Origin of the sequence: Blastococcus brunescens (genome assembly GCF_035320885.1) — a bacterium.
Classification (GTDB): domain Bacteria; phylum Actinomycetota; class Actinomycetes; order Mycobacteriales; family Geodermatophilaceae; genus Blastococcus_B; species Blastococcus_B brunescens.
On record NZ_CP141261.1, the window covers coordinates 4,743,442 to 4,767,138 of the forward strand.

Annotated in this window: 25 protein-coding genes and 3 pseudogenes; 16 read left to right on the plus strand and 12 right to left on the minus strand. The window is 72.4% G+C overall.

The window, feature by feature from the left end; translation table 11 throughout:
- Positions 1-6: 6 nt before the first annotated feature.
- From U6N30_RS31975 to U6N30_RS32000, 6 genes are all read right to left on the minus strand, one after another.
- Entirely contained in the window at positions 7-309 is a 303-nt protein-coding gene (locus tag U6N30_RS31975; RefSeq protein ID WP_324275465.1) for a hypothetical protein, read from the minus strand.
- Positions 306-1,262, minus strand: coding sequence for a serine hydrolase domain-containing protein (locus U6N30_RS31980; protein ID WP_324275466.1), 957 nt, complete (start codon positions 1,260-1,262; stop codon positions 306-308). Before U6N30_RS31980 ends, U6N30_RS31975 begins: the two co-directional genes overlap by 4 nt.
- Before the next feature lie 223 nt (positions 1,263-1,485).
- On the minus strand, positions 1,486-1,770 hold the full coding sequence (locus U6N30_RS31985) for an HU family DNA-binding protein (protein ID WP_246981507.1): 285 nt from the start codon (positions 1,768-1,770) through the stop codon (positions 1,486-1,488).
- 305 nt (positions 1,771-2,075) lie between these two features.
- A complete protein-coding gene (locus U6N30_RS31990) occupies positions 2,076-2,249 on the minus strand; it encodes a DUF1059 domain-containing protein (RefSeq protein ID WP_324275467.1) in 174 nt (57 codons plus the stop codon).
- A 65-nt stretch (positions 2,250-2,314) separates the two neighbouring features.
- Positions 2,315-2,563 (minus strand): CBS domain-containing protein, encoded by a 249-nt coding sequence (locus U6N30_RS31995; protein WP_324275468.1) that lies wholly within the window; start codon positions 2,561-2,563, stop codon positions 2,315-2,317.
- Between the two features lie 128 nt (positions 2,564-2,691).
- The gene (locus tag U6N30_RS32000) at positions 2,692-3,411 is read right to left on the minus strand and encodes an EAL domain-containing protein (protein WP_324275469.1); all 720 of its coding nucleotides are present in this window, start codon (positions 3,409-3,411) and stop codon (positions 2,692-2,694) included.
- 167 nt (positions 3,412-3,578) lie between these two features.
- Here U6N30_RS32000 and U6N30_RS32005 point away from each other — a divergent pair, with 167 nt between their 5' ends.
- The 5 genes and pseudogenes from U6N30_RS32005 to U6N30_RS32025 all read left to right on the plus strand — a co-directional run bounded on the left by U6N30_RS32005 (position 3,579) and on the right by U6N30_RS32025 (position 6,490).
- Positions 3,579-3,833: a hypothetical protein gene (locus U6N30_RS32005; protein ID WP_324275470.1), complete on the plus strand. Its 255-nt coding sequence runs from the start codon at positions 3,579-3,581 to the stop codon at positions 3,831-3,833.
- Between the two features lie 23 nt (positions 3,834-3,856).
- A pseudogene (locus U6N30_RS32010) lies at positions 3,857-4,432 on the plus strand (GAF domain-containing protein); the annotation flags it as partial.
- Positions 4,393-4,956: pseudogene (locus U6N30_RS32015) on the plus strand (hypothetical protein); the annotation flags it as partial. The pseudogenes U6N30_RS32010 and U6N30_RS32015, both read left to right, overlap by 40 nt.
- 27 nt (positions 4,957-4,983) lie before the next feature.
- Entirely contained in the window at positions 4,984-5,649 is a 666-nt protein-coding gene (locus tag U6N30_RS32020; RefSeq protein WP_324278563.1) for a GAF domain-containing protein, read from the plus strand.
- A 43-nt stretch (positions 5,650-5,692) separates the two neighbouring features.
- The gene (locus tag U6N30_RS32025) at positions 5,693-6,490 is read left to right on the plus strand and encodes a PP2C family protein-serine/threonine phosphatase (RefSeq protein ID WP_324275471.1); all 798 of its coding nucleotides are present in this window, start codon (positions 5,693-5,695) and stop codon (positions 6,488-6,490) included.
- A gap of 28 nt (positions 6,491-6,518) precedes the next feature.
- Here the strand turns inward: U6N30_RS32025 and U6N30_RS32030 are convergent, their stop codons facing one another.
- Together U6N30_RS32030 and U6N30_RS32035 are read right to left on the minus strand one after the other, a co-directional pair.
- Positions 6,519-8,564 carry an acyl-CoA dehydrogenase family protein gene (locus tag U6N30_RS32030; RefSeq protein WP_324275472.1) on the minus strand — a complete coding sequence of 682 codons (2,046 nt, stop codon included), beginning with the start codon at positions 8,562-8,564 and terminating at the stop codon, positions 6,519-6,521.
- Complete coding sequence (locus U6N30_RS32035; RefSeq protein WP_324275473.1) at positions 8,561-9,235, minus strand: TetR/AcrR family transcriptional regulator; 675 nt, start codon at positions 9,233-9,235, stop codon at positions 8,561-8,563. The genes U6N30_RS32030 and U6N30_RS32035 overlap by 4 nt, the downstream gene beginning before the upstream one ends.
- 110 nt (positions 9,236-9,345) lie before the next feature.
- Between U6N30_RS32035 and U6N30_RS32040 the strand changes: the two genes are divergently transcribed.
- The 8 genes from U6N30_RS32040 to U6N30_RS32075 all read left to right on the plus strand — a co-directional run bounded on the left by U6N30_RS32040 (position 9,346) and on the right by U6N30_RS32075 (position 16,692).
- Entirely contained in the window at positions 9,346-10,644 is a 1,299-nt protein-coding gene (locus tag U6N30_RS32040) for an acetyl-CoA C-acetyltransferase (RefSeq protein ID WP_324275474.1), read from the plus strand.
- Positions 10,645-10,772: 128 nt separating this feature from the next.
- Positions 10,773-10,943, plus strand: coding sequence for a hypothetical protein (locus U6N30_RS32045; RefSeq protein WP_324275475.1), 171 nt, complete (start codon positions 10,773-10,775; stop codon positions 10,941-10,943).
- An 8-nt stretch (positions 10,944-10,951) separates the two neighbouring features.
- Positions 10,952-12,127 (plus strand): 3-oxoacyl-ACP reductase, encoded by a 1,176-nt coding sequence (locus U6N30_RS32050; RefSeq protein ID WP_324278564.1) that lies wholly within the window; start codon positions 10,952-10,954, stop codon positions 12,125-12,127.
- On the plus strand, positions 12,127-12,981 hold the full coding sequence (locus tag U6N30_RS32055; protein ID WP_324275476.1) for a MaoC family dehydratase: 855 nt from the start codon (positions 12,127-12,129) through the stop codon (positions 12,979-12,981). Before U6N30_RS32050 ends, U6N30_RS32055 begins: the two co-directional genes overlap by 1 nt.
- 24 nt (positions 12,982-13,005) lie before the next feature.
- Positions 13,006-14,220: an acyl-CoA dehydrogenase family protein gene (locus U6N30_RS32060; protein ID WP_324275477.1), complete on the plus strand. Its 1,215-nt coding sequence runs from the start codon at positions 13,006-13,008 to the stop codon at positions 14,218-14,220.
- A 276-nt stretch (positions 14,221-14,496) separates the two neighbouring features.
- A complete protein-coding gene (locus U6N30_RS32065) occupies positions 14,497-15,639 on the plus strand; it encodes an LPXTG cell wall anchor domain-containing protein (RefSeq protein ID WP_324275478.1) in 1,143 nt (380 codons plus the stop codon).
- 334 nt (positions 15,640-15,973) lie between these two features.
- The gene (locus U6N30_RS32070; protein WP_324275479.1) at positions 15,974-16,522 is read left to right on the plus strand and encodes a class E sortase; all 549 of its coding nucleotides are present in this window, start codon (positions 15,974-15,976) and stop codon (positions 16,520-16,522) included.
- A gap of 14 nt (positions 16,523-16,536) precedes the next feature.
- A complete protein-coding gene (locus U6N30_RS32075) occupies positions 16,537-16,692 on the plus strand; it encodes a hypothetical protein (protein WP_324275480.1) in 156 nt (51 codons plus the stop codon).
- Between the two features lie 77 nt (positions 16,693-16,769).
- Here U6N30_RS32075 and U6N30_RS32080 read toward each other — a convergent pair whose 3' ends face one another.
- The 4 genes and pseudogenes from U6N30_RS32080 to U6N30_RS32090 all read right to left on the minus strand — a co-directional run bounded on the left by U6N30_RS32080 (position 16,770) and on the right by U6N30_RS32090 (position 20,104).
- A complete protein-coding gene (locus U6N30_RS32080) occupies positions 16,770-17,888 on the minus strand; it encodes a hydroxymethylglutaryl-CoA reductase (RefSeq protein ID WP_324275481.1) in 1,119 nt (372 codons plus the stop codon).
- 157 nt (positions 17,889-18,045) lie between these two features.
- Positions 18,046-18,504, minus strand: coding sequence for a DUF1611 domain-containing protein (locus U6N30_RS35075; protein WP_422678168.1), 459 nt, complete (start codon positions 18,502-18,504; stop codon positions 18,046-18,048).
- A pseudogene (locus U6N30_RS35080) lies at positions 18,447-19,085 on the minus strand (DUF1611 domain-containing protein); the annotation flags it as partial. The gene U6N30_RS35075 and the pseudogene U6N30_RS35080, both read right to left, overlap by 58 nt.
- On the minus strand, positions 19,082-20,104 hold the full coding sequence (locus tag U6N30_RS32090; RefSeq protein WP_324275483.1) for a dipeptide epimerase: 1,023 nt from the start codon (positions 20,102-20,104) through the stop codon (positions 19,082-19,084). The gene U6N30_RS32090 and the pseudogene U6N30_RS35080, both read right to left, overlap by 4 nt.
- Positions 20,105-20,417: 313 nt before the next feature.
- Here U6N30_RS32090 and U6N30_RS32095 point away from each other — a divergent pair, with 313 nt between their 5' ends.
- The 3 genes from U6N30_RS32095 (at position 20,418) to U6N30_RS32105 (ending at position 23,638) form a co-directional block, all read left to right on the plus strand.
- A complete protein-coding gene (locus U6N30_RS32095) occupies positions 20,418-21,815 on the plus strand; it encodes an ABC transporter substrate-binding protein (RefSeq protein WP_324275484.1) in 1,398 nt (465 codons plus the stop codon).
- An 8-nt stretch (positions 21,816-21,823) separates the two neighbouring features.
- Positions 21,824-22,753, plus strand: coding sequence for an ABC transporter permease (locus tag U6N30_RS32100; protein WP_324278565.1), 930 nt, complete (start codon positions 21,824-21,826; stop codon positions 22,751-22,753).
- Positions 22,754-22,936: 183 nt separating this feature from the next.
- Positions 22,937-23,638 carry an ABC transporter permease gene (locus U6N30_RS32105; protein ID WP_324278566.1) on the plus strand — a complete coding sequence of 234 codons (702 nt, stop codon included), beginning with the start codon at positions 22,937-22,939 and terminating at the stop codon, positions 23,636-23,638.
- Positions 23,639-23,697: the final 59 nt, after the last annotated feature.

Here is a 23,697-nt window from a genome sequence, read left to right on the forward strand (position 1 = left end):
CTCTCCTCAGTCGACGAGCGCCTGGTTGACCAGCTGGCGCAGGTGGTTGCGGATCGGCAGCGTGCTCGACGGCAGCAGCTGGGTGTAGAAGCTGACGGTCACGTCCTCGACCGGGTCGACGTAGAACGCCGTGGACGCCGCTCCGCCCCAGCTGTAGTCACCGAGGCTGGCGACCACGCCGTAGCGGACCGGATCGATGATCATCGAGAACCCGAGGCCGAAGCCGACCCCGCGCAGCGGCGTCTCGGCGAACAGTGGGCGGCCGAACGTCTCGAGGTCGGTGTTGCCCGGGAGGTGGTTGCGGGTCATGTGCGCGATCGTGCGCCGGCCCAGCAACCGGCCGCCGTCGTAGGAACCTCCGCGACGGAGCAGCTCGATGAACCGCAGGTAGTCACCGGCGGTGGAGACGAGCCCCCGCCACCGGACAGGAACGCGGGCTTGCTGCGCGCCGCCGCGTCGAACGGCTCGTTGAAGGTCATCCCGGTCGCCGCCCCGCCGGGCTGCCCGGGCGCGGCGAGGTACAGCTTGGCCAGCGACTCGGGGTCGTCCTGCGGGCGGAGGCCGAACGAGGTGTCGCGCATGCCGAGGGGCGCGAAGATGCGCTGCTCGAAGAACTCGTCGAGCGGCTGCCCGGAGAGCACCTCGACCAGCCGGCCGAGGACGTCGGTGCTGACGCCGTAGTTCCACTCGCTGCCGGGCTGGAAGACCAGCGGGACCGAGGCCCACTGCCGGACGACCTCGGCGGAGTCCGCACCCGGCGGGGTGCCCCACTCGTGCCCCATCGCCCGGTACATCGCGTCGACGGGGTGCGCGTGGTGGAAACCGTAGGTCAGGCCGGACATGTGCGTGAGCAGGTGCCAGACCCGGATCGGCTCGACCTGCGGGGCGGTGACCGGCTTCATCGCCGAGCCCGCCACGTACACGCGCGTCTCGGCGAACTCCGGCAGCCACTTCGCGATCGGATCGGAGAGCTCGAAGGCGCCCTCCTCGTACAGCATCATCGCCGCGACCGAGGTGACCGGCTTCGTCATCGAGAAGATCCGCCAGCGGGTGTCATCCTCGACCGGCAGGGCGTTCTCGACGTCCCGGAGACCGGTGCGGCCGACGTGCACCAGCGTGCCGTGCCGCGCGACGGTGACCAGGAACCCGGGCAGCTGCCCGTCGTCGACCCAGCGGGCCAGCCGCCGGTCGATCCGACCGAGTCGCGCCGGGTCGAAGCCGACCTCGGCCGGGTCGGTCCTGACGGTCAGATCACTGCTCACTGGGACCTCCGGTGCCTGGAACGCCGTCCGCCGTCGGGCGGCGCCTGCACCCGCATCCTGACCCACGACGCTGTGGGCCGGACCACACGGGTCAGGCAGCCGCCCGACGGCGGACCGCGGCCCCTTGCAGGGCCCCGCCGCCGGCCCCGTCCAGAGGCTCGCGCCGAGCGTGCGAGGCGTGAGGAGGACGGGGTCCTTACACGGTGGGGGCAAGGGGTCCTTTTCAGACCGGAACGGAGCTCGCGGCCTTCTTGAGGTTCGAGCCGGCGGTCACCTTGACGGTGTTGGCGGCGGGGATGTCGATCGACTCACCGGTCTGGGGGTTGCGGCCGGTGCGCGCGGAGCGCTGCGTGCGCTCGACGGTCAGGAGGCCGGAGACGGCGACCTTCTCGCCGCGGGTGATCGCCTCGACGAGCTCCTCCTGGAGTCCGGCGAGGACCGAGTCCACGGTCGAGGCCGGGACGTCGGCGCGCTTGGCGATGGCGGAGACCAGTTCGGCCTTGTTCATGAGGTTCCTCTCGTGTGTGCGGTGGCAGGTGCCAGGGCTCGGCACGCGGCCGGTTCCAGTCCCCGGCGGGGATCTCCCGGTGCCCGTGCGCAGAGCGCGCGGCGGGGCTCGTCCCCCGGGATTCCGGGAAAGCGGGCCCCGGGCACCGTGCCATGCCGCCCCCGGGTCTGGCCACCCAGGGGTCCCCGCAAGGCCTCCAGGCGACCCGCTGACCACACCCGCACCACTGCCGGAACGACCACGGCCGGGCTGCGGACAGCCCGGCCGTGGTCGTTCGGCTCCCTGCCAGGGGCGGGGATCTCTCGTCACACGCTGACGATGCGGTCCCGGACGGCCTGGACCAGCTCGGGCGTGATGTCGGTGACGCCGTGGTCGGCGGCCGCGTGGCCGGCGACCTGGCTGAAGATGCCGTTCTCGTCGGCGGCGGAGAACCGCGCGCCGCAGCCGGGGATGACGTCTCCGCAGGCGAAGGTCTTCATGGGTGGACTCCTTGTCGTCGGGGGTGGGTCGTGCGTCCGGCCGGCGGGCGGCCGGGTCGTGGGGGTCAGCGGCTCTTCCGGGCCGCGGACGCGAGATCCTCGATGCGGATCAGCCCGAGCACGTGCCCCGAGGGGTCGGTGCAGAGCACGGGGTCGAAGCGGACGGCGGGGACCCGGGTGAGGGCCCGCTGCAGCGCCTCCGTGACGTCGGTCGTCGGGTGCACGCGGAGCGAGACCGGCGCCTCGTAGACCTCGCCGGTCCGCGGGTCGTGGAGGACCAGCCCCGTCGGTTCGCCCTGCGGTCCGAGCAGCACGACCGGCGGGACGACGGGCAGTTCCTCGTCATGGGTGTGCTGACGGACGGGGCGGACGAGGCCGGCGACGCTGTCGGTGAGTCGTGCCCGGGCGACCTGCGCGCGGACCAGGTCGGTGACCTCCGCCGTCAGCGGCGCGAAGCCGGCTGAGGGCCGACCCAGTAGCCAGCCCTGGGCGAGCGGGACGCCGAGCTGGGCGAACGCGGCGAGCTCTGCGGGGTCTCGATGCCCTCGGCGAGCAACCAGGCGTCGATGCGTCCCGCGAACTCCCCGAGCATCTCGGCGAGGGCGACGCGCACCGGGTCGGTGTCGGCGTCGCTCACCAGCGCCCGGTCGAGCTTCACGACCTGGGGGCGCAGCGCGGCGAGCTGCTGCAGCCCCGAGTAGCCGCTGCCGGCGTCGTCGAGGGCGATGAGTGCGCCACGGGCGCGCAGCTCGTCGCACTGGCGGCGCAGCGCGGCCAGGTCGTGGACGGGGGTGTGCTCGGTGAGCTCGACGACGACGCGGCGCAGGTCGGGGCGGCTGGAGAGCGCGTCCTGCACCGGCGCCGAGCCCAGGATGTGCGGGCTGACGTTGACGGTGAGAAAGGTGTCCGACGGCAGGCTGTCGACGGCGACGAGTGCCTTGTGGATGGCCAGCGCCTCGAGCTCGGCGGCGACGCCGGCCTCCGCTGCGGCCGCGAACCAGACGTCGGGCCCCGCCGTGCCCGGGAACCGGGCCAGCGCCTCGTAGCCGGCGATGGTGGCACCGGCGAGGTCGACGATCGGCTGGAAGACCAGCGTCAGGTCGTCGGGGTCGGCCAGCAGCGGACGGCAGTCCGGGAGGCGCGCCGTACGCGTGCCGAGCATGGGTTATCTGTCGGTCCGGGGCGGCGGTTCCTTGAGCCACGCGGCTCCGGCCCTCATCCCGCCGGGGAGGCGCGCCCGCGCAGGAGGCGGCGTTCCGCGGGCGCGAGGCGCGGGGCGTGGCAGCATCAGGTCCGACGCCTGCCCGTCCGGGGGCCGTCCTGAGCGGGGTGGGGGGCGCGATGTCGACGGCTGTGGCCTGGGACGTGCCCGGTACCGACCCGCTCCACGACCCGCACCGGGTGGCGGCCGCCCGCCGGCTCCTCGTCGAGGTGCCCGGGCCGGCGGCGTTCGACCGGCTCTCGAGGCTGGCCGCCAGGCTGGTCGGCGCCGACCACGCCAAGGTGACGATCTTCACCGACCAGGACACCGTCATCGGCGGCTACGGGCTGCCTCCCGGCGTGATCGGGGGCCGGCGCTGCTGACCGGCGCTCTGTCGGCCATCGTCGTGCGCCAGGGCAGCCCGCTGAACATGCCCGACGCGGGGTCCGACCCGCGCGTCGCGGATCTGCCGGCCGTGACGTCGGGCCAGGTGCGCGCCTACCTCGGATCACCGCTCGTCGCCGCATCCGGGCACCTGATCGGCGCCCTGGCCGTCTACGACCCCGTGCCCCGGTCGTGGACCGACGACGACGCGGAGCTGCTCCTGCAGTTCGCCACGTCGGTCACCGCCGAGCTCGAGCTCTCGGCCGCCCGGTCCGCGATCGGCACGTCGCTGGCCCGGTTGGAGGTCGCGCTGGAGGCCAGCTCGATCGGCATCTGGGAGAGCGAACTGACGACCGGCGCCGTCACCTGGGACGGGCGCTGCGCTGCGCTCTTCGGGCTCGACGGCGCCACCCAGTTCGCCACCCTGGACGAGCTGCTCGAGGGTTACGTCCATCCCGACGACCGGGCCGCCGTCGTCGCGCCCATGGAGACCGCGCGCGCCGAGGGCGGTCTGTACACCAGCGAGCTGCGCGCGCTGCGGGCCGACGGGGCGGAACGGTGGATGGTCGCCCGCGGTCGCATCATCAGCAATGCCCACGGCGAGCCGGTGCGGATGCTCGGCACGATGCTCGACGTCACCGACGCGCGCCGGCAGGCGGCGCAGCGGTTGTCGGCGGTGCAGCGGGCGGCGGCGATCGCCGAGGTCGCGGCGGAGCTGGCCAACGCCAACCGGGTGGATCAGCTGGCCGGCGTCACGCTGCGAGGAGCCCAGGTCCTGGGCGCGTCCTCGAGTGCCCTCGCCGTGTTCGCCTCCGACGACGACCTGCGGATGCACTTCTCCAGCGATCTGGCCGACGCCGTGCGGACGGCGGCGGCGGACCGGGACTCGGACCTGGAGGTGTCGCCGCAGGGCGTGCCGATCCCGCTCGACGATGCGGGGCCCACCCAGTACGTGGCCCGGCGCGGAGCGCGCCTGCTGTTCAGCGACCGGCAGGCGCTGATCGAGCGCTTCCCCGAGAGCGCGGAGGGGCGACGGTTCTCGACGTCGAGGCGCTGGCCGCACTGCCGCTGCGCGTCGAGGGCCGGCTGGTCGGCAGCTTCGTCGCGGTCTGGAGCACGCCCCACCAGTTCACCGCCGACGACATCGAGGTGCTCGAGGCCCTGGCCGCGCAGATCGCCCTCACCGCCTCGCGTCTGCAGGCCGCCGCCGAGCGGGCCGCCGCCGTCGCGGCGATGACCGCGGCCAACCAGCGCCTGCAGCTGCTGGCCGATGCCGGCCGCCTGCTGTCGAACACCTTGGACATCTCCGAGCAGCTGGGGCGCCTGGCCTCCCTCGTCGTCCCGTCCCTCGGCGACTGGTGCTGGATCGTGGCCGGCCACGAGCACGGCCAGATGCGCGAGGCCGCGTCGGCGCACCGGGACCCGTCCCGGGCGGACGAGGTGGCCGCCTACGTCAGCCTCATGCTGGCGACGGCCACCGACGAGAGCGCACCGCGCATCGTCTACCGCACCGGCGAGCCGCTGGTCATCCCCGAGCTGCGGCCGGAGCGCATCGCCCGGTCGCTGTCCGATCCCGCCGCGCGGGAGGCTCTGCGGTCGCTGGCGCCCACCGCCGTCGTGGCCGTGCCCTTGGCCGTGCGCGGCGAGACGCTGGGCGTGCTGTGCCTGCTCAACGGTGCCGAGCGGGGCCGCACACCGCCGACGAGATCGAGACCGCGCTGGAGATCGGTCGCCGGGCCGGCCTCGCCCTGCACCAGGCGCAGCTGTACCTGCAGCAGCGCGACCTCGCCGTCGCGCTGCAGCGCAGCATGCTGACCGCACCCCCGAGCCCGACCACAGCGAGATCGCCGTCCGCTACGTGCCGGCCGCCGAAGGCGCTGAGATCGGCGGCGACTGGTACGACGCGTTCCTGCAGTCCGACGGGGCGACCGTGCTGGCGATCGGCGACGTCGTCGGCCACGACACCCGTGCGGCGGCGGCGATGGGTCAGGTGCGCGGCCTGCTCCGTGGCATCGCGTACTCCAGCGGCGAGGGGCCGGCCGACGTCCTCTCCGGCCTCGACCGCGCCGTCGAGGGCCTGGCGCTGGACACGATGGCCACGGCGTTGGTCGGCCGGCTCGAGCAGGACGACGCCGACTTCCGGGCCGGCCGCACCGTGCTCCGCTGGTCGAGTGCGGGGCACCCGCCGGCCGCGGTGCTGACCGCCGAGGGAAAGGCCCACCTGCTCGACGAGCACGCCGACCTGCTGCTGGGCGTGGCCCCGGAGCGGGAGCGCCACGAGCACACCATCGTCCTGGAGCGCGGTGCGACGGTGTTCCTGTACACCGACGGGCTGGTGGAGCGGCGCGACCGGGACGTCGATACCGGCACCGCCGAGCTGGTCGCCGTCCTCGAGACCTGCGCCGGCATGTCCCTCGACGAACTGTGCGACGAGGTGCTCGAGCGGCTGTTCCTGCCCGACGCGGAGGACGACGTCGCCATCCTCGCCGTCCGGCTGCACCCACAGGACCAGCCGCGCCCCCGGAGGCCGGGCCGCAGGTGGTCCCGGCCAGCATCCGGCCCATGCCCGACGTCATCCCCGAGGCCGACACCGAAGCCTGACCCCCGGGGCATAGGTACCTATGCATGCGTTTTCGGGCCCGAAACGCACGTATAGGTACCTATGCCTGGCGGGATCGGGCCTGCTACTGGGCGGGGGCGACGTCCAGGTCGGTCGCGGTGCCCTCCGGAGCGGCCTCGCCGGAGCCGGCCCTCAGCTCGGCGTCGCGCGCGGCCATCGCCTCCTGGCGGTCGGGCTCCTCCTCGAGGATCCGCGCGGCCTTCCACTCCGCCGGGATGGCGAAGCCGTCGACCAGGGTGATCAGGTGCGGCCGCAGCTCCTTGAGCAGCTGGTTGACCGTGCTGGTCAGCGTCTTGGCCCGCGACGGCGTGAGCTGCCCGTGCTCGAGGAACCAGGCCTTGTCCGCCTCGATCGTCGACAGCGCGTAGAGGTCGCAGACGGTGTCCAGCAGCGTCCGGGCGTCCGGGTCCTCGGTGCGGTCGACGCCGGCGACGAAGGCCTCGAGCACGACCCGGTCGATGTGCGTCTGTGCCGTCTTGAGCACGTGGTCCTGGACGTCGTTGAACATGTCGAACGGTGCCATGCCGTCGGTCGTCGAGTTCTTGCGCAGCCGCCGGATGGCGCCCTCGAGTGCGTGCTTCTCGCGGAACTCGAACATCTTCAGCTGCCAGCCGCGGTCGAGCATCGGGACGTCGTCCACCCCGGGGACGGCGTCGACGAGGCGGGCGATGAGCGCGCGGGCCGCCGTGCGCTCCAGGACCGTCTCCCGGACCATGTCGGCGACGAAGCCGACCTTGCCCCAGCCCTCGAGCGAGCCGAACGCGTCGCGGTACCCGGTGAGCAGCCCCTTGGCGACCAGCTGAAGGAGGACGGTGTTGTCGCCCTCGAAGGTGGTGAACACGTCGGTGTCGGCCTTGAGGTGCGGCAGCCGGTTCTCCTGCAGGTAACCGGCGCCGCCGCAGGCCTCGCGGCACATCTGGATGGTCTGCGTGGCGTGCGCGGTCTGCGCCACCTTCAGCCCGGCGGCGCGCGACTCCAGCTCGCGCTGGGCCGCCTCGTCGACCTCCTGGCCGTGCACGTGCACCGCCGTCTGGACGTCGTGCATGGTCTCGACGAGCGTGCTCTGCGCGAACTGCAGGGCGTAGGTCTTGGCGAGCGCGGGAAGCAGCTTGCGCTGGTGGACCAGGTAGTCGTTGATGACGATCTCGCGGTCCTCGCCGGGGGCGGCGAACTGGCGGCGCACGTCGCCGTACCGGACGGCGATGTCGAGGGCCAGCTTGGTGGCCGAGGACGCCGACCCCCGACGCTGACCCGGCCGCGCACCAGCGTGCCGAGCATCGTGAAGAAGCGGCGGGTCTCGTTCTCGATCGAGGACGTGTAGGTGCCGTCGGCCGCGACCTGCCCGTACCGGTCCAGCAGCATGTCGCGCGGGACCTTCACGTGGTCGAAGGTCAGCCGGCCGTTGTCCACGCCGGGCAGGCCGGCTTTCGGGCCGTCGTCGCCGATGGTGACGCCCTCGCAGGGGTGCCGTCCTCGTTCCGGATCGGCACCAGCCAGGCGTGCACGCCGTGGTTCGTCCCCGGCTGATCAGCTGCGCGAAGACCACGGCCATGCGGCCGTCCTTGGCCGCGTTGCCGATGTAGTCCTTGCGGGCGGCCTGGTGCGGGGTGTGCAGGTCGAAGGTCTCGGTGGCCGGGTCGTAGGTGCACGTCGTCCGCAGCTGCTGGACGTCGGAGCCGTGGCCGGTCTCGGTCATCGCGAAGCAGCCGGGCAGCTGGAAGCTCATGACGTCGCGCAGGTACTTCTCGTGCTGGCGGCGGTTCCCGAGCAGCTCCAGGGCGCCGCCGAACAGCCCCCACTGGACGCCGGCCTTCACCATCAGCGAGAGGTCGCCGAAGGCCAGCATCTCGATGGAGGTCACCGAGGCGCCGGAATCGGCCTCGCCGCCGAACTCCTTGGGGAACCCGAGGCCGACCCGACCGGAGTCGGCCAGCTTCTTGGCCGCCCGCGTGACGCGCTCGCGGGCCTCCTGCATCGTCTCGCCGTAGACCGGGAGGAAGTCGGGGTCCCGGAGGTTCTCGCGGGCATCACGTCGGACGTGGGCCCAGCGGCCGTCCATCACCTCGCGGAGCTGCCGCGGGTCCACGGGGGTGGGAACGGTGCTCGTCACTTGTCCTCCTTGGTGCTGACGACGCCGGACAGTCCGGCCCAGGCGAGATCGGTCAGGTGCGCGGCGAGTTCGCTGCGCAGCATGGGGCGCTCGGCGCGCAGCCACCAGTCGGCGGCCGCGCGGACCATCCCGACCACGCCGTGCCCCCAGGGTGCTGCGGGGCCCGGATCGGCGCCCGCCTGTGTCAGGGTGACGCTGATCGCGGCCGCGACCTGCGCCCCGATGAGCTCGGAGAGGCTGGTGAGCGGGTCGGTGGCCGGGCGGTCGAGGGTCTGCTGGTCGACGACGAAGCGGTAGAGCTCCGGGTCGGCCTCGATGAACGTGAGGTAGGTGTCGATGGCGGCGGCGACCATCCCGCGCGGGTGCCCGCTGCTCTCCATCGCGTCCCGCAGCTTGGGCAGCAGCTGTGCGGCGACCCGGGTGCAGACGGCCACGTAGAGTTCGGCGCGGTCGGCGAAGTGCCGGTAGACGACGGTCTTGCTGGTGCCGGCCTCCGCCGCGATCTCGTCCATGCCGACCCCGGCCCCGTGCCTGCTGACGGCGGCCAGGGTCGCCTGGACGAGTTGCTCCCGGCGCTCCTGCCGATGCTGGTCCCACCTCGAGTCGCGTCGGTCACGTGCGTGCGTCACCCCTTCTGGGGCGCGGAGGTTGTCCGCAGCCCGGTCGGGCATTGCAGTGACCTGCGACGAGCGTCTCACCGCCTCGGCTTTCATGTGAAGCAGAGTACCGCGTACTCTGAGTACCGACCAAGCCGGCCACCTACCCGACCCTGGAGGTCCCGATGGCAGCCCCGACCCGCTCCACCCCTGTTCGCCGGGCCGCGATCGTCGGCGGTAACCGGATCCCGTTCGCCCGGTCCAACTCCGCCTACGCCCAGGCGTCCAACCAGGACATGCTGACCGCGACGATCGACGGGCTGGTCGCCCGCTTCGGTCTGCAGGGCAAGCAGCTGGGCGAGGTCGTCGCCGGCGCCGTCCTCAAGCACGCGCGCGACTTCAACCTGACGCGCGAGTCGGTGCTCGGCTCGAAGCTGTCGGCCACCACCCCGGCGTACGACGTCCAGCAGGCGTGCGGAACCGGCCTCGAGGCCGCGATCCTGGTGGCCAACAAGATCGCTCTCGGCCAGATCGAGTCCGGCATCGCCGGCGGTGTCGACACCACCTCCGACGCGCCCCTCGCGGTCGGCGACGACCTGCGCCGCGTGCTCATCTCGCTGAACAACGCCAGGACGGTGCAGGACCGGCTGAAGGCGCTGGCGAAGATCCGTCCCGGCATGATCGCGCCGGAGATCCCGCGCAACGCCGAGCCGCGCACCGGCCTGGCCATGGGCGACCACGCCGCGATCACCGCCAAGGAGTGGGCGATCGGCCGCGAGGAGCAGGACGAGCTCGCCGTCCGCTCGCACCGGAACATGGCCGCCGCCTACGACCGCGGCTTCTTCGACGACCTGGTCACCCCGTTCCTGGGCCTGAGCCGCGACAACAACCTGCGGCCGGACTCGAGCGTGGAGAAGCTCGCGACGCTCACGCCGGTCTTCGGGAAGGGCGAGGGCGCCACGATGACGGCGGGCAACTCCACCCCGCTCACCGACGGCGCCTCGACCGTGCTGCTGGCGTCGGACGAGTGGGCCGCCGAGAACGGCCTGCCGGTGCTCGCGCACCTGGTCGACGCCCAGACCGCCGCCGTCGACTACGTGCACGGCGGCGAGGGCCTCCTCATGGCACCGGTCTATGCGATGCCGGTGATGCTGGTCCGCAACGGCCTGTCGCTGCAGGACTTCGACTTCTACGAGATCCACGAGGCGTTCGCGTCCACCGTGCTGTCGACGATGAAGGCCTGGGAGGACGCCGACTTCTGCAAGACCAAGCTGGGCCTCGACGCCCCGCTGGGCTCGATCGACCGGGCGAAGCTCAACGTCAACGGCTCGTCGCTGGCCGCCGGGCACCCGTTCGCCGCGACCGGCGGCCGGATCGTGGCCCAGCTCGCCAAGCAGCTGCACGAGGCCGGCCCCGGCAAGCGCGGCCTCATCTCCGTCTGCGCCGCCGGCGGCCAGGGCGTCGTCGCCATCCTCGAGTCCTGACCGTCGCCGCCGTCCGGCTCCACCCCGTTCGCCGGACGTGGAGCCGGGCCGTGGCGCGGCTACAGGTCCGGTCCGGCGGGTTGACCCGGACGGCGCCCACCCCGACATCCCTTCTGGAGGCACACGCAGTGAGTGACTGGTACCGCGATTTCGCGAACTCCGGCTTCGGCACGACCGTCACCAAGAACCTCGGGCTGCCCCGCCCGGCCGTGCTGCGCCGCTTCGAGCCCGGTCAGCCCCTGCTGCCCGGCCCGGCGGTCATCGGCTCGGCGGGGAGGGGCGGCTGCGCGACGCGCTGACCGAGCTCCTGCGGGCAGAGGGCGTGCAGGTGCAGTCGCCGGTCACCGCCGACGGCGCGACGGACGGCGAGAAGCCGGCCGCGGTGATCCTCGACGCCACCGGCCTGCGCACCCCGGCCGACCTGGCCAGCGCGCACGACTTCCTGAGCCCCGCCGTCAAGCGGCTCCGGGCCACCGGCCGGGTGCTGATCCTGGCCGACCCGCCGTCCGACGCCGACTCCCCGGCCCAGGCCGCGGCCCGGCAGGCGCTGGACGGACTGGTCCGCTCCATCGGCAAGGAGTTGCTGAACGGGTCGACCGCGAACCTCGTCTTCGTCCCCGAGGGTGCCGAGGCCTCGATCGCCTCGCCGGTCCGCTTCTTCCTCTCCGGCCGGTCGGCCTACGTCGACGGTCAGGTCACGAGCGTCTCCGCCGCGGAGATCCCGGCCGCCGCGGACGCCGAGCGGCCGCTGGCCGGCAAGGTCGCCGTCGTCACGGGTGCCGCGCGCGGCATCGGTGCGGCCATCGCGAAGGTCATGGCCCGGGACGGCGCCCACGTCGTCGCCGTGGACATCCCCGCGGCCGGCGACAAGCTGGCCGAGGTCGCCAACGAGATCGGCGGGACGGCGCTGCAGCTCGACATCACCGCCCCCGACGCTCCGCAGCGGCTGGTGGAGCACCTGCGCGAGCGGCACGGCGGGGTGGACGTCGTCGTCCACAACGCCGGGATCACCCGCGACAAGCTGCTGGTCAACATGGACGCCGCCCGCTGGAACTCGGTGATGGCGGTGAACCTGCAGGCGCAGCTGGACATCACCGAGGCCCTGCTGCACGCCGACGGTGTGCTGAAGCCGGACGCCCGCGTGGTCTGCGTCAGCTCGCAGTCGGGCATCGCCGGCAACCGCGGGCAGGCCAACTACGCGGCGTCCAAGGCCGGTGTCCTCGGCATGGTGCGCGCGTGGGCGCCGCAGTTCGCCGAGCGCGGCGCGACGATCAACGCCGTCGCGCCGGGCTTCATCGTCACCGAGATGACGGCGAAGATGCCCTTCGGTACCCGCGAGGTCGGTTCCCGGATCAACTCGCTGCAGCAGGGCGGGCTGCCGGTCGACGTCGCCGAGACGATCGCCTGGCTGTCGCAGCCGGGCAGTGCCGGCGTGAACGGCCAGACCGTGCGGGTCTGCGGCCAGTCGATGCTGGGGGCCTGATGGCCGTCACGGTTCTCGATGACGCACCGAACCTCGGCAGGCTGTACGCGAAGGCAGCGCTCACCGCGCGGGGCCGGGGTGGCGACCTGCCCGGGACCCACCTGGCGCGGAAGGGAGTGGCGGTCGACGCCGACCACCTGGCCGGGTACGCGCGGGTGTGCCGGCTGCCGCTGAACGACGTCCTGCCGGTGACGTACCCGCACATGCTCACCTTCCCGCTGCAGATGGCGCTGATGACCGACCGCTCGTTCCCCCTGGCCACGCCCGGTCTGGTGCACGTGCGCAACCGGATCGAGGTGCTGCGGGCCGTACGGTCCGACGAGCCGCTCGACCTCGAGGTCTGGGCGGAGCACTTCGCCGGCCACCGCAGCGGCGCCGTCGTCGACCTGCGCGCCACGGTCACCGCCGGGGCCGAGGAGGTCTGGCGGTCGACGTCCAGCTACCTGGCCCGCGGGGCGAAGGCGCCGGAGGGAGCTCCGGAGGCCGAGGTCGCGGTGTCCGTCGGCGACCTGGAGCGGGTGGCGGCCACCTGGCGCATCCCGGACGACGCCGGCCGCCGCTACGCCACGGTCTCCGGCGACGTGAACCCGATCCACCTGTCGGGCCTGACCGCGAAGGCGTTCGGGTTCAAGCGGGCCATCGCGCACGGCATGTGGGTCAAGGCCCGCGTGCTCGGCGCGCTCGCCGGGCGGCTGCCCGATGCGGTGGCCGTCGACGTCCAGTTCACGAAGCCGCTGTTCCTCCCGTCGACCGTCGCCCTCGCGACGGAGCAGCAGGACGACGGCTGGGACGTCGCCGTCCGCAACGCCACGAGCGGTACCGAGCACCTCGTCGGGACCGTCCGCCCGCTCTGAACCCCCGCAGTAGAGGAGAGCCCGTTGGCCGTCTCGTTCGACCTGACCGAGGACCAGCTCGAGCTGCAGAAGTGGGTGCACGAGTTCGCCGCGAACGTCGTCCGCCCGGCGGCGCACGAGTACGACGAGCGGGAGGCCTTCCCGTGGGAGGTCCTGCAGGAGGCCGCGAAGATCGGGCTGTACTCGCTGGACTTCTTCGCCACCCAGTGGTTCGACGAGTCCGGCCTCGGGATCCCGCTCACCATGGAGGAGCTGTTCTGGGGTGACGCCGGCATCGGCCTGGCGATCGTGGGGACGACGCTCGCCGCGGCGTCGGTCCGGGCCAACGGCACCGACGAGCAGGTCGGCCAGTGGGTCCCGGGCATGTTCGGCACGGAGGCGGAGCCGAAGGTCGCCGCGTTCTGCTCCTCGGAGCCCGACGCGGGCTCCGACGTGGGCGCGATGCGCACCCGGGCGGTCTACGACGAGGCCACCGACGAGTGGGTGCTCACGGGCACCAAGACCTGGGCCACCAACGGCGGCATCGCCGACATCCACGTCGTCACCGCGGTGGTCGACCCCGAGCTGAAGGCGCGCGGGCACGCGAGCTTCGTCGTCCCGCCCGGCACGACAGGCATCAGCCAGGGGCAGAAGTTCCTCAAGCACGGCATCCGCGCCTCGCACACCGCCGAGGTCGTCCTCGACGGCTGCCGGATCCCGGGCGACTGCCTCCTCGGCGGGCGGGAGAAGCTCGAGGAGCGGCTGGCCCGGGCACGGGAAGGCGTGAAGAGTGGGCGCACGCAGCCGTCCATGGCCACGTTCGAGCGCACCCGGCCCGCCGTGGGTGCGCAGGCCGTCGGGGTGGCGCGGGCCGCCTACGACTACGCGCTCGAGTACGCCAAGCAGCGGGTGCAGTTCGGCCGGCCGATCATCGAGAACCAGGCCATCGCCTTTCTGCTCGCCGACATGAAGACCTCGATCGACGCGGCCCGCCTGCTGGTGTGGCGCGCGGCGTGGATGGCCCGCAACGGTCAGCAGTTCACCGCCGCCGAGGGCTCGATGAGCAAGCTCGTCGCCGGCGAAACCGCCGTCCGGGTGACGGAGAAGGCCATGCAGATCCTGGGCGGCAACGGCTACACCCGCGAGTACCCCGTGGAGCGGATGGCCCGCGACGCGAAGATCTACACGATCTTCGAGGGCACGTCGGAGATCCAGCGGCTGGTCATCGCCCGCACGATCTCCGGAGTCCACGTCCGCTGACGGGCGCCGCCGGCGGGCCGTCAACGGTTGTACACAACAACCGGGTCCATGATCTGTGAGGTTTAGGGTGTACGCGCCGCATGGCTGACCTGCGTCTTCGCCTGCCCGATAACGAACAGGTAACGCCGCACCCCAGTGGTCGCGAGTCGCGCGGCGGCGCGTTTCGACCGGACCAGGCGTGGTCTTGTCTGCCGCGTCCGGACCACCGGGCCACCGCCCCGGCGATTCCGGGTTCCCCTGAGGGAGTCGACGTGCAGCTCACGTCATCACCCCGTCGTGCGCTCGGTCTCCTGGCCGCCAGCACGGTCGGGCTTTCCACCGCACTGGTCGGCATCGCCGGCGTGGCCCAGGCTGCGCCCTCCGGCCCGGCGGCACCCACCATCGAGGCCGTCGAGGGGGCGACGAGTCGCTCGTGCTCTTCCTCTCCGAGGGTACGACGCCGCTCTGCCCGCCGTCGACCGCTGGCAGTACTCCTTCGACGCCGGCGTCACCCCGCTCGACGACGCCTCGGACCCCGGGTACACCAACGGCTTCGACGCTGCCCTCCTCATCGAGGGCCTCATCAACGGTGACGACTACTCGGTCGTCGTCCGCGGCGTGAGCGAGGGCCTGGACGCGAACGACCCCGCCGACGACGAGTTCGGCGCCTGGTCGGCGGCGGGGACGGGGACCCCGTTCCTGCCCGTCGGCGCCCCCGGGACGCCCACCGTCGTGGTAGGCAACGGCACGCTGGACGTCAGCTGGACCGCGCCGACCCAGCCGGGCACCTTCGACGTCGCCGGCTACGACGTCATGGCCTACGTCGACACCGGCGACAACGGTGGCCCCGTGGACCTGTGCACCACCACCGGCGCCCTGACCTGCAGCGCGAAGGTCACCCCCGGCTGGAAGTACACGGTGCTGGTCAGCGCGTACGACGCCGACGACAACTGGGGCTACGAGTCGGAGGCGTCCGCCCAGGTCACCGTCCCGGCCCTTACGGTCCCGGCCACCGTGCCGACCAAGTCCGCCGACCTGACCCTCCCCGCCGGCGCCACGAGCACCGTCGCCGCCGGCAAGACGATCACCGTCAACGGCTCGGGCTACCAGCCCGGCTCGACGGTCACTCTGGCGATCTACTCCACCCCGCAGGTCCTGACGACCGTCGTCGCCGACGCCTCCGGCAACTTCACGGTCACCGTCACGGTGCCCGCGGGGCTGGCCGCCGGTGACCACACGCTCGTCGCCGCCGGCGTCGACAACGCCGGGAACCCGCGGTACGTCAACCTGGTGGTCACGGTGTCCGCGTCCGGTGCGGCCACCGGGGCGAAGCTGGCCGCGACCGGTGCGGACGTCACCGTCCCGGCCATCGCCGGCCTCTCCGTGCTCGCGCTCGGTGGTGGCCTCATCGTCGCCGCGCGGCGCCGCAACGCCGCCTGATCCAACCGACCCGGGATCCGAGCCATTCGGCTCGGATCCCGGGTCCCTGCATTTTCTCCACCGGGTCACCCGCTCCTCGAACGGACAGCCGCATGACGATGACGCAGCCCATGGAACGAGTGCCCCCGCCACCGGCAGGGCCTGGGACGGAACGCGCCGTCGCGCGCCGGCCCGGCGCTCTCCAGATCGCGGGCGAGGTCCTGATGACCCTCGGCCTGGTGGTGCTCCTGTTCGTCGTCTACGAGCTCTTCGTGACCGACCTGCTCGCCGACCGCAAGCAGGGGAGCTCTCCCAGCAGCTCCAGGAGGACTGGAACCGCCCGCCCGCGGAGGTGGTGCCCGTGCACGAGAGCAAGCTGGGCGACGCGTTCGCCGTCCTGCACATCCCGCGCCTCGGGCTGGACTACGAGCGGGTCGTCCTCGAGGGGACGCAGGAGAAGCAGCTCTCGCAGGGCCCCGGGCACTACACCGACACCGCGATGCCGGGGGAGCAGGGCAACGTGTCCTTCGCCGGCCACCGGGTGGGCAAGGGCTCGCCGTTCCTGGAGCTGGACCTGCTCGTACCGGGCGACCCGATCGTCGTCGAGACGGCGGACAGCTGGTTCGTCTACCGGATGCTCGGGAACGTGGCGACGGGCGACATCGCTGCCGACCCGAGCGGCATCCCCGGCCGGCAGATCGTCCGTCCCGAGGACGTCGAGGTCATCTCCCCGACCCCGAACGGCGCCGAGGATGCAGCACCCACCGGCGCCTACCTGACCCTGACGACCTGCCACCCCCGATACTCCGCGGAGCAACGGCTGATCATCCACGCGTCGCTGGACGGTGCGGCCATCAGCAAGGCGGACATGCCGAACGGGCCCGCCGCGCTGTCCGAGCGCTGAGGAAGGAGCACCGCATGTACGGCTGGATCTGGCAGCACCTGCCCGGTGGCAGAGGGGTCAAGGCGCTGCAGGCGCTCGTCCTCGTGCTCGCCGTCGTGGCGCTGCTGCTGTTCGTCGTCTTCCCGTGGGTGGAGCCCCACCTGCCCTTCAACGACGTGACCGTCGACTGATCCGCCCAGGCATAGGAACCTTTACCCCCATCGCGGCGCCTAGGCCGCAGGTATAGGTACCTATGCCTAGGTGAGGGTCAGCGGTTGCGGCCGAGCGCGTCGTGGCTGGTCACCCAGTCACCGGCCAGGATCGCCGAGGTGAGCGAGATGTCGCCGGCCAGCACCACCCCGGCGCAGATCTCGGCGAACTTGCCGACCTTCCCGGCCCCGTAGCAGCCGAGCACCTCCAGGCACTCGCGCTGGGTGGCCAGTCCGGTGCCGCCGCCGTAGGTCGCCACGATGAGCGAGGTCAGCGTGGTCGACCAGTAGTAGTCGCCGTTCTCCCGCAGCTGCGCGTACGTGACGCCGGAGTGCGACTCGGCGATGTTGGCGACGTCCTGGCCGGTGGCGATGAACATCGCGGTCAGGCCGTTGGCGGCGTGCGCGCCGTTGTAGGCGGCACCCGACATGAAGGCTCCGGCCATGCCGATCTGCCGGTACTCGAACAGCTGCCGGGTGTCCACGCCGGTGATCCGCTTCAGCACCTCGTTCGGGATGGTCACCTCGGCCACCACCCGCTTGCCGCGGGTCATGAGCATGTTGATCTGCGAGTGCTTCTTGTCGGTGTCGATGGCGCCGGAGAGCACGTAGCGCGGGTGGTCGGGGTGGTTCTCCCTGATCCATTCGCACGCGGCGAGCGTCGCCTTGCCGGTCATGTTCTGGCCGGCCGCGTCGCCGGTCGTGTAGTTGACCCGCAGGTAGCGCAGCGGGCCGATCTGGTGCTGGCCGATGTAGGTGAGCTTCCCCGAGCTCGTGGTCGACTCGGCGGCCGCGCGGATCTCGTCGAGGTGCTCGTCCACCCAGGTGCCGAACTCCCGGGCGTCGAGGGCGTTGTCGAACATGAACGCCGGTGCCCGCTGCATGTGGTCGTCGACGACCGTGGTCCGTACCCCGCCGCACTCGCCGATCAGCCGCATCCCGCGGTTGTAGCTGGCCACGAGCGTGCCCTCGGTGGTCGCCAGCGGGATGAAGAAGTCGCCCTGAGCGTGTTCCCCGCGCACGGTCAGGGGCCCGGCGAGACCGATGGGCACCTGCGCGACGCCGGTGAAGTTCTCGACGTTGCCCGGCAGGACGGCGGGGTCGAAGGAGTACGCGCCGACGTGCTCGAGGTGCGCGCCGGTCCGTTCGGCGACGAAGGCCTGTCGCTTGTGCGCCATCTCGTCGGTGTAGTCGTGCTCGCGGTCGCGGGGATGCGCGTGCGGTGCGGGGACTGGACGTCGGTCATGGGGCACCTCGGGGGACGTCGGGGCGGTCACCCTTCAGTGTGGGGTGGATCACTGGGCGCTGCCCGCCGTCGGCCGTCCCGGTGCGGGGTCATCCCGGGAGCGCGGCGAGGACGGCGTCCAGCACCCGGCCGGAGCCGAAGCGGACGACGTCGTCGGCGACCAGCCCGGTCTGCGCCGCGGCGTCGTCGACCGCGCGCCGCGCGGCGTCGTCGTCCAGCCCGGCGGTGTTGAGGGCGACGGCCGCGACCCGCGCGGGGCGGACCCAGCCGGCCGCCTGCTCGTAGCCGCGCACGATCTCCGCCAGCGGCGGCAGCGGCGTGCCGGGGTAGTCGACGACGGCGGTGCGCCCCGCGCGGTGGCACAGCACGAGCGCATCGGCCGACGACCCGTGCAGCAGGCCGAGGGTGACCCCGGAGTAGGCCGGGTGGTAGATCGAGCCCTGGCCCTCCAGCCAGAGCAGGTCGCCGCGGGTCGCCCCTCGCGGACCAGGCGGTCGGCGGCACCGGCGACGAAGTCGGAGATCACGTGGTCCACGGCCATGCCCCAGCCGGAGATGGCCACGCCGGTCTGGCCGGTGGCCACGAAGACCGAGCCGAGCCCCCGGTCCCGCGCCGCGCGGTCGAGCTCGAGGACGACGCTCATCTTCCCGATCGCGCAGTCCGAGCCCACCGTGTGCACCACCCGCGCTGCGACCGGCGCGGCGAGCGGGACGCCGAGATCGGCCGGCACCGCACGCAGGTCCCGGATCTCCACGCCGGCCGCCCGCGCGGCGGCTGCCAGTTCCGGATCGGCCCGCAGGTCGGTGTGCAGGCCGGCCTCGACGTGCATACCGAGCCCGATCGCGGTGAGCAGCGTGTCCCGCCAGGCGGCCGTGAGCTGCCCGCCGAAGGGCGCCACCCCGAGCAGCACCGTCGTCGCCCCGAGGTCGCGCGCCGCGCCCACGTCGGCGACGACGGGCGCCGGAGAGGCGCAGAAGGGGACGACGTCGACGGCTCGCTGCCCGGCGTGCGCGGCGTCGATCACGCAGACGACCTCACGGGTGCCGTAGCGCAAGACGCCGTGCGCGGTCTTGGCGAAGGACTCGGTGAGCTGGCCTCCGGTCAGGACGGCCAGCCGCTCGCCGGTCACGCCGCGGCTCCCGCCGGCAGCAGCCCGAGGCCGGGGGCGTCGGGCAGCAGCACCCGCCCGTCGGCGAGCCCGAGGCCGGTGAACGGCTCGTCGGTGACCAGCAGGTGGCCGTCGAGGTCGATCAGGTCGGCCAGCGCGCCGAGCTGGGCGGCCTGGGCGATGCCGAGCTGGGACTCGATCATGCAGCCCAGCATGACCCGCAGGTCCAGCGCGGCGGCCGCGGCCAGCATCCGCTGCGCCTCCCGGATGCCCCCGCACTTGGCCAGCTTGACCACGATGCCGTCGGCGTAGCCCGCCACGTCGGCGACCGAGGAAAGGTCGCGACATCCCTCGTCGACGAAGACCGGCAGCCGGCCGGGCAGCTCCCGGTACCGGGCGAAGGAGTCGAGGTCGGCCGCGGGGAACGGCTGCTCGATCATCTCCACACCCAGCTCGCGCAGCCGGGGCAGCAGCTCCCGGACGCCGTCGAGGGTCCAGCCCTCGTTGCCGTCGATGCGCAGCGCGGCGGTGGTGACCGACCGGACCCCGGTGAGCCGTTCGACGTCGTCCGGTCCGCCCACCTTGACCTTGTAGACCTCGAACCCGGGTGCCCGGCGCACGCGGGCGACCGTCTCGTCCACGGTCGAGATGCCGATGGTGAAGCTCGTCGGGGGCAACCGCCGGGACAGCCCGAGCAGCCGCCACACCGGCAGTCCGTAGGAGCGGCCGACCCAGTCGTGGACGGCGCCGTCGAGGGCCATCTTGGCGCCCTGCGGACCGTCCCAGGCGCGCAGTCGGCGGGCGATGGCCTCCAGGTCCCGGAGGTCGTCCCCGAGGAGGGCGGCGCCGTCGGCGGCCACGGCGTCGGCCATCGAGGCCACCGACTCGCCCCAGTAGCCCACCGGTGCCCCCTCGCCGGAACCCCGGACGCCGCCGTCGTCGACGGTGACGACGAGCACCTCCTCGGTGTCCACCGACGACCGGGCGATGGCGAAGGTGTCCCGCAGGTGCAACGTCTCGGTCCGGCAGATGAGGTCCACGGGAGGAAGTCTGCCGGTGCCGGCCGGTCCCGACGCAGAAACGGCAGTTCCTGCGGGAGCAGGGGCACCGGAGGGAGGTCTCGAAGCGGCAACGATCGCGTTGAGCAGGCACTTCGGGTGGACGAGGCGTGCCGACGGCGGGAGGGTCGAGGGCGGACCTGCTTTCCGAGCCCCGGAGGACCACCGTGCGCGCCACCCGACCACTCGCCCTCGCCGCAACCGGCGCCCTCGCACTGACCGCCTGCGGAGGGGAGGCGAGAGCGTCGACACCGGCGGTGGCGGTGGCGGCGGCGACAACGTCCTCGTCGCAGCGGTGGCCGCGCAGCCCGACCAGTTCGACCCGCACGTCACCAGCGCCTACCCGAGCTTCCAGGTGCTGGAGAACGTCTACGACACGCTCGTGGTCCCGAACGCCGAGGACCTCACGATGGAGCCGAGCCTGGCGACCGACTGGGAGACCAGCGAGGACGGGCTGACCTGGACGTTCACCCTGCGCGAGGACGTCACGTTCCACGACGGCAGCGAGTTCGACGCCGCCGACGTCGTCTACTCCTACAACCGGATCATCGACGAGGAGCTGAACAACTCCTACCGCTTCGCCACCGTCGAGAGCGTCGAGGCCGTGGACCCGCAGACGGTCGAGATCACCGTCAGCCAGCCGACCCCCAACCTGCCGGCCCTGATCGGCGGGTTCAAGGGCATGGCGATCCTGCCGGAGGGCGCGGCCGACGAGTTCGACCTCACCACCGAGGCCGTGGGCACGGGTCCGTTCACGCTGGAGAGCTCCGACGCCAGCAGCACGGAACTGGCCGCCTACGAGGACTACTGGGGCGGCGCGCCGAGCATCGACGGCGTCGAGTTCCGCTACATCACCGAGCCGGCCGCGGCGCTGACGGCGCTGGAGAACGGCGAAGTGCAGTGGACCGACAACATCCCGCCGCAGCAGATCGAGTCGCTCGAGGGCGACGACGCGCTCGAGCTCGCGACCACGCCGAGCGTCGACTACTGGTACATGTCCATGAACTACGCGCGGCCGCCGTTCGACAACCCGCTGGTGCGGCAGGCCATCGCCACCGCGGTCGACCGCGAGGCGGTCACCGAGGCGGCCCGGTTCGGCGCCGCGGTGCCGAACCAGACGGCGATCCCCGAGGACAGCTTCTACCACTACGACTACGCGCCGTTCGACCCCAGCACGGAGGCGGCGACGGCGCTCATGCAGCAGGCCGGGGTGCAGACCCCGATCACCATGGGCCTGATGGTCACCGACGAGTTCCCGGAGACGGTCACCGCGGCGCAGGTCATCGAGAGCCAGCTGAGCCCGATCGGCATCGACGTCGACGTGCAGACCGTCGACTTCGCCACCTGGCTCGACCGCCAGGCGCAGGGCGACTTCGACGCCTTCCTGCTGGGCTGGCTGGGCAACATCGACCCGTTCGACTACTACCACGCCCAGCACATCACCGACGGCTCCAGCAACTACCAGGGCTACAGCAACCCCGAGGTCGACCGGCTGCTGAACGAGGCGGCGACGGAGACCGACGAGGACGCCCGCAAGGAGCTCTACGACCAGGCGGCGACGCTCATCGTCGACGACGTCTCCTACCTGTACCTCTACAACCCCGACGTCGTGCAGGCCTGGGTGCCGGGGCTGGAGGGGTACCAGATCCGCGCCGACAAGGCGATCAACTTCGAGGAAGTCGAGCTGCCCTGACCACCTACCTGCTCCGCCGCATCGGGCAGTCGGCGGTGGTGCTGGCCGGGGTGAGCGTCATCGTCTTCTCCCTGGTGCACCTCGTCCCCGGCGACCCGGTGCGGTTGGCGCTGGGCACGCGCTTCTCGCAGGAGTCCTACGACGCCCTGCGGGAGCGGTCGGGCCTGGACCAGCCGTTGATCGAGCAGTTCTTCGGCTGGCTCGGCCGGGCGCTCACCGGTGACCTGGGCGTGAGCTTCCGGAGCGGGGAGACGGTGACCTCGCTGATCGGCGAGCGGCTGCCCGCGACGCTCACCCTCGCGTTCGCCTCGATCGTGGTGGCGCTGCTCATCGCCGTGCCGCTCGGCACGATCTCGGCGCTGCGCCCCCGCTCGCTCGTCGACCGGTTCGCCACGGTGATCAGCCAGTTCGGCATCTCGGTACCCGACTTCTGGATGGGCATCGTGCTCATCCTGGTCTTCGCCGGGACCCTGGGCTGGCTCCCGTCGGGCGGCTACGTGCCGCTCGGCGAGGACCCGCTCGGCTGGCTGCAGCGGTTGGTCATGCCGGCGGTGGTCACCGGCGTGGTCTCCGGCTCGGTGATCACCCGGTTCGTCCGGTCCAGCATGCTCGAGGCGCTGGGCTCCGACCACGTCCGGACGGCGCAGGCGAAGGGGCTGCCCACCCGCCAGGTGTTCTCCTGGCACGTGCTGCGCAACGCCCTGCTGCCGCTGGTGACGGTGACCGGTGTCCAGCTCGCGTACCTGCTGTCCGGCGTGGTGGTCGTGGAGATCGTCTTCTCCTGGCCGGGGCTGGGCCAGCTGGCGCTGCAGGCGGTCGAGGCCCGCGACTACCCGGTGCTGCAGGGGGCCGTGCTGCTGTTCGCACTGGTGTTCCTGGTGATCAACCTGGTGGTCGACCTGCTCTACACGGCGATCGACCCGAGGATCCGACGATGACATCCAGCCGAGTCCTGCTGTCATGACCGGCGCGCCCGTCCCGGAGCCCGGCAACTCCCCGGACACCCCAGCGGGGCTCCCGGCACGTCGCCGGAGGCGACGCTGCGCCCTGCCCGCCCCCGGTGGCGGGAGACCCTGAGCCTCCTCGCGCACAACCCGACCGCCGCGATCGCGTCGCTGCTGCTGCTGGCCATCGTGCTGATCGCGATCTTCGACGACACGCTGGCGCCCGAGGGCCCGAACGACATCGACGTGGCCGAGCGGCTGCAGTCGCCCAGCTGGTCGCACCCGTTCGGCACCGACGACCTCGGCCGGGACATCCTGAGCCGGATCATCCTCGGCGCCTCGGTGTCGCTGAAGGTCGGCTTCCTGGCCGTGGGCTTCGCGCTCGTCGTCGGCACCCTCATCGGCCTGCTCGCCGGCTACTACGGCCGCTGGGTCGACGACGTCCTCATGCGGTTCATGGACATGCTGTTCGCCTTCCCGGCGGTGCTGCTGGCCATCGCGGTGCTCGCCGTCCGGGGGCCGGGCTCGGGCAACACCGCCCTGGCGATCGGCATCGTCTACACGCCGATCTTCGCCCGGGTGACCCGCGCGAGCGTGCTGGGCGTCCGCGAGGAGGTCTACGTCCGCGCCTCCCGCTCGGTGGGCGCCTCGGACTGGCGGATCCTGACCCGGCACATCCTGCCGAACGCCGCGCCGCCGATCATCGTGCAGACCTCGATCAGCCTGGCCTTCGCCGTCCTCGCGGAGGCGGCCCTGTCCTTCCTCGGGCTGGGCACCCAGCCGCCGGACCCGTCCTGGGGGCTGATGCTCGCCGAGGGCGCAGCTACATCGAGCTCGCCTGGTGGATCGCCTTCTTCCCCGGGATCGCGATCTTCCTGACCGTGCTCTGCTTCAACCTGCTCGGTGACGGGCTGCGCGACGTCCTGGATCCGCGGCAG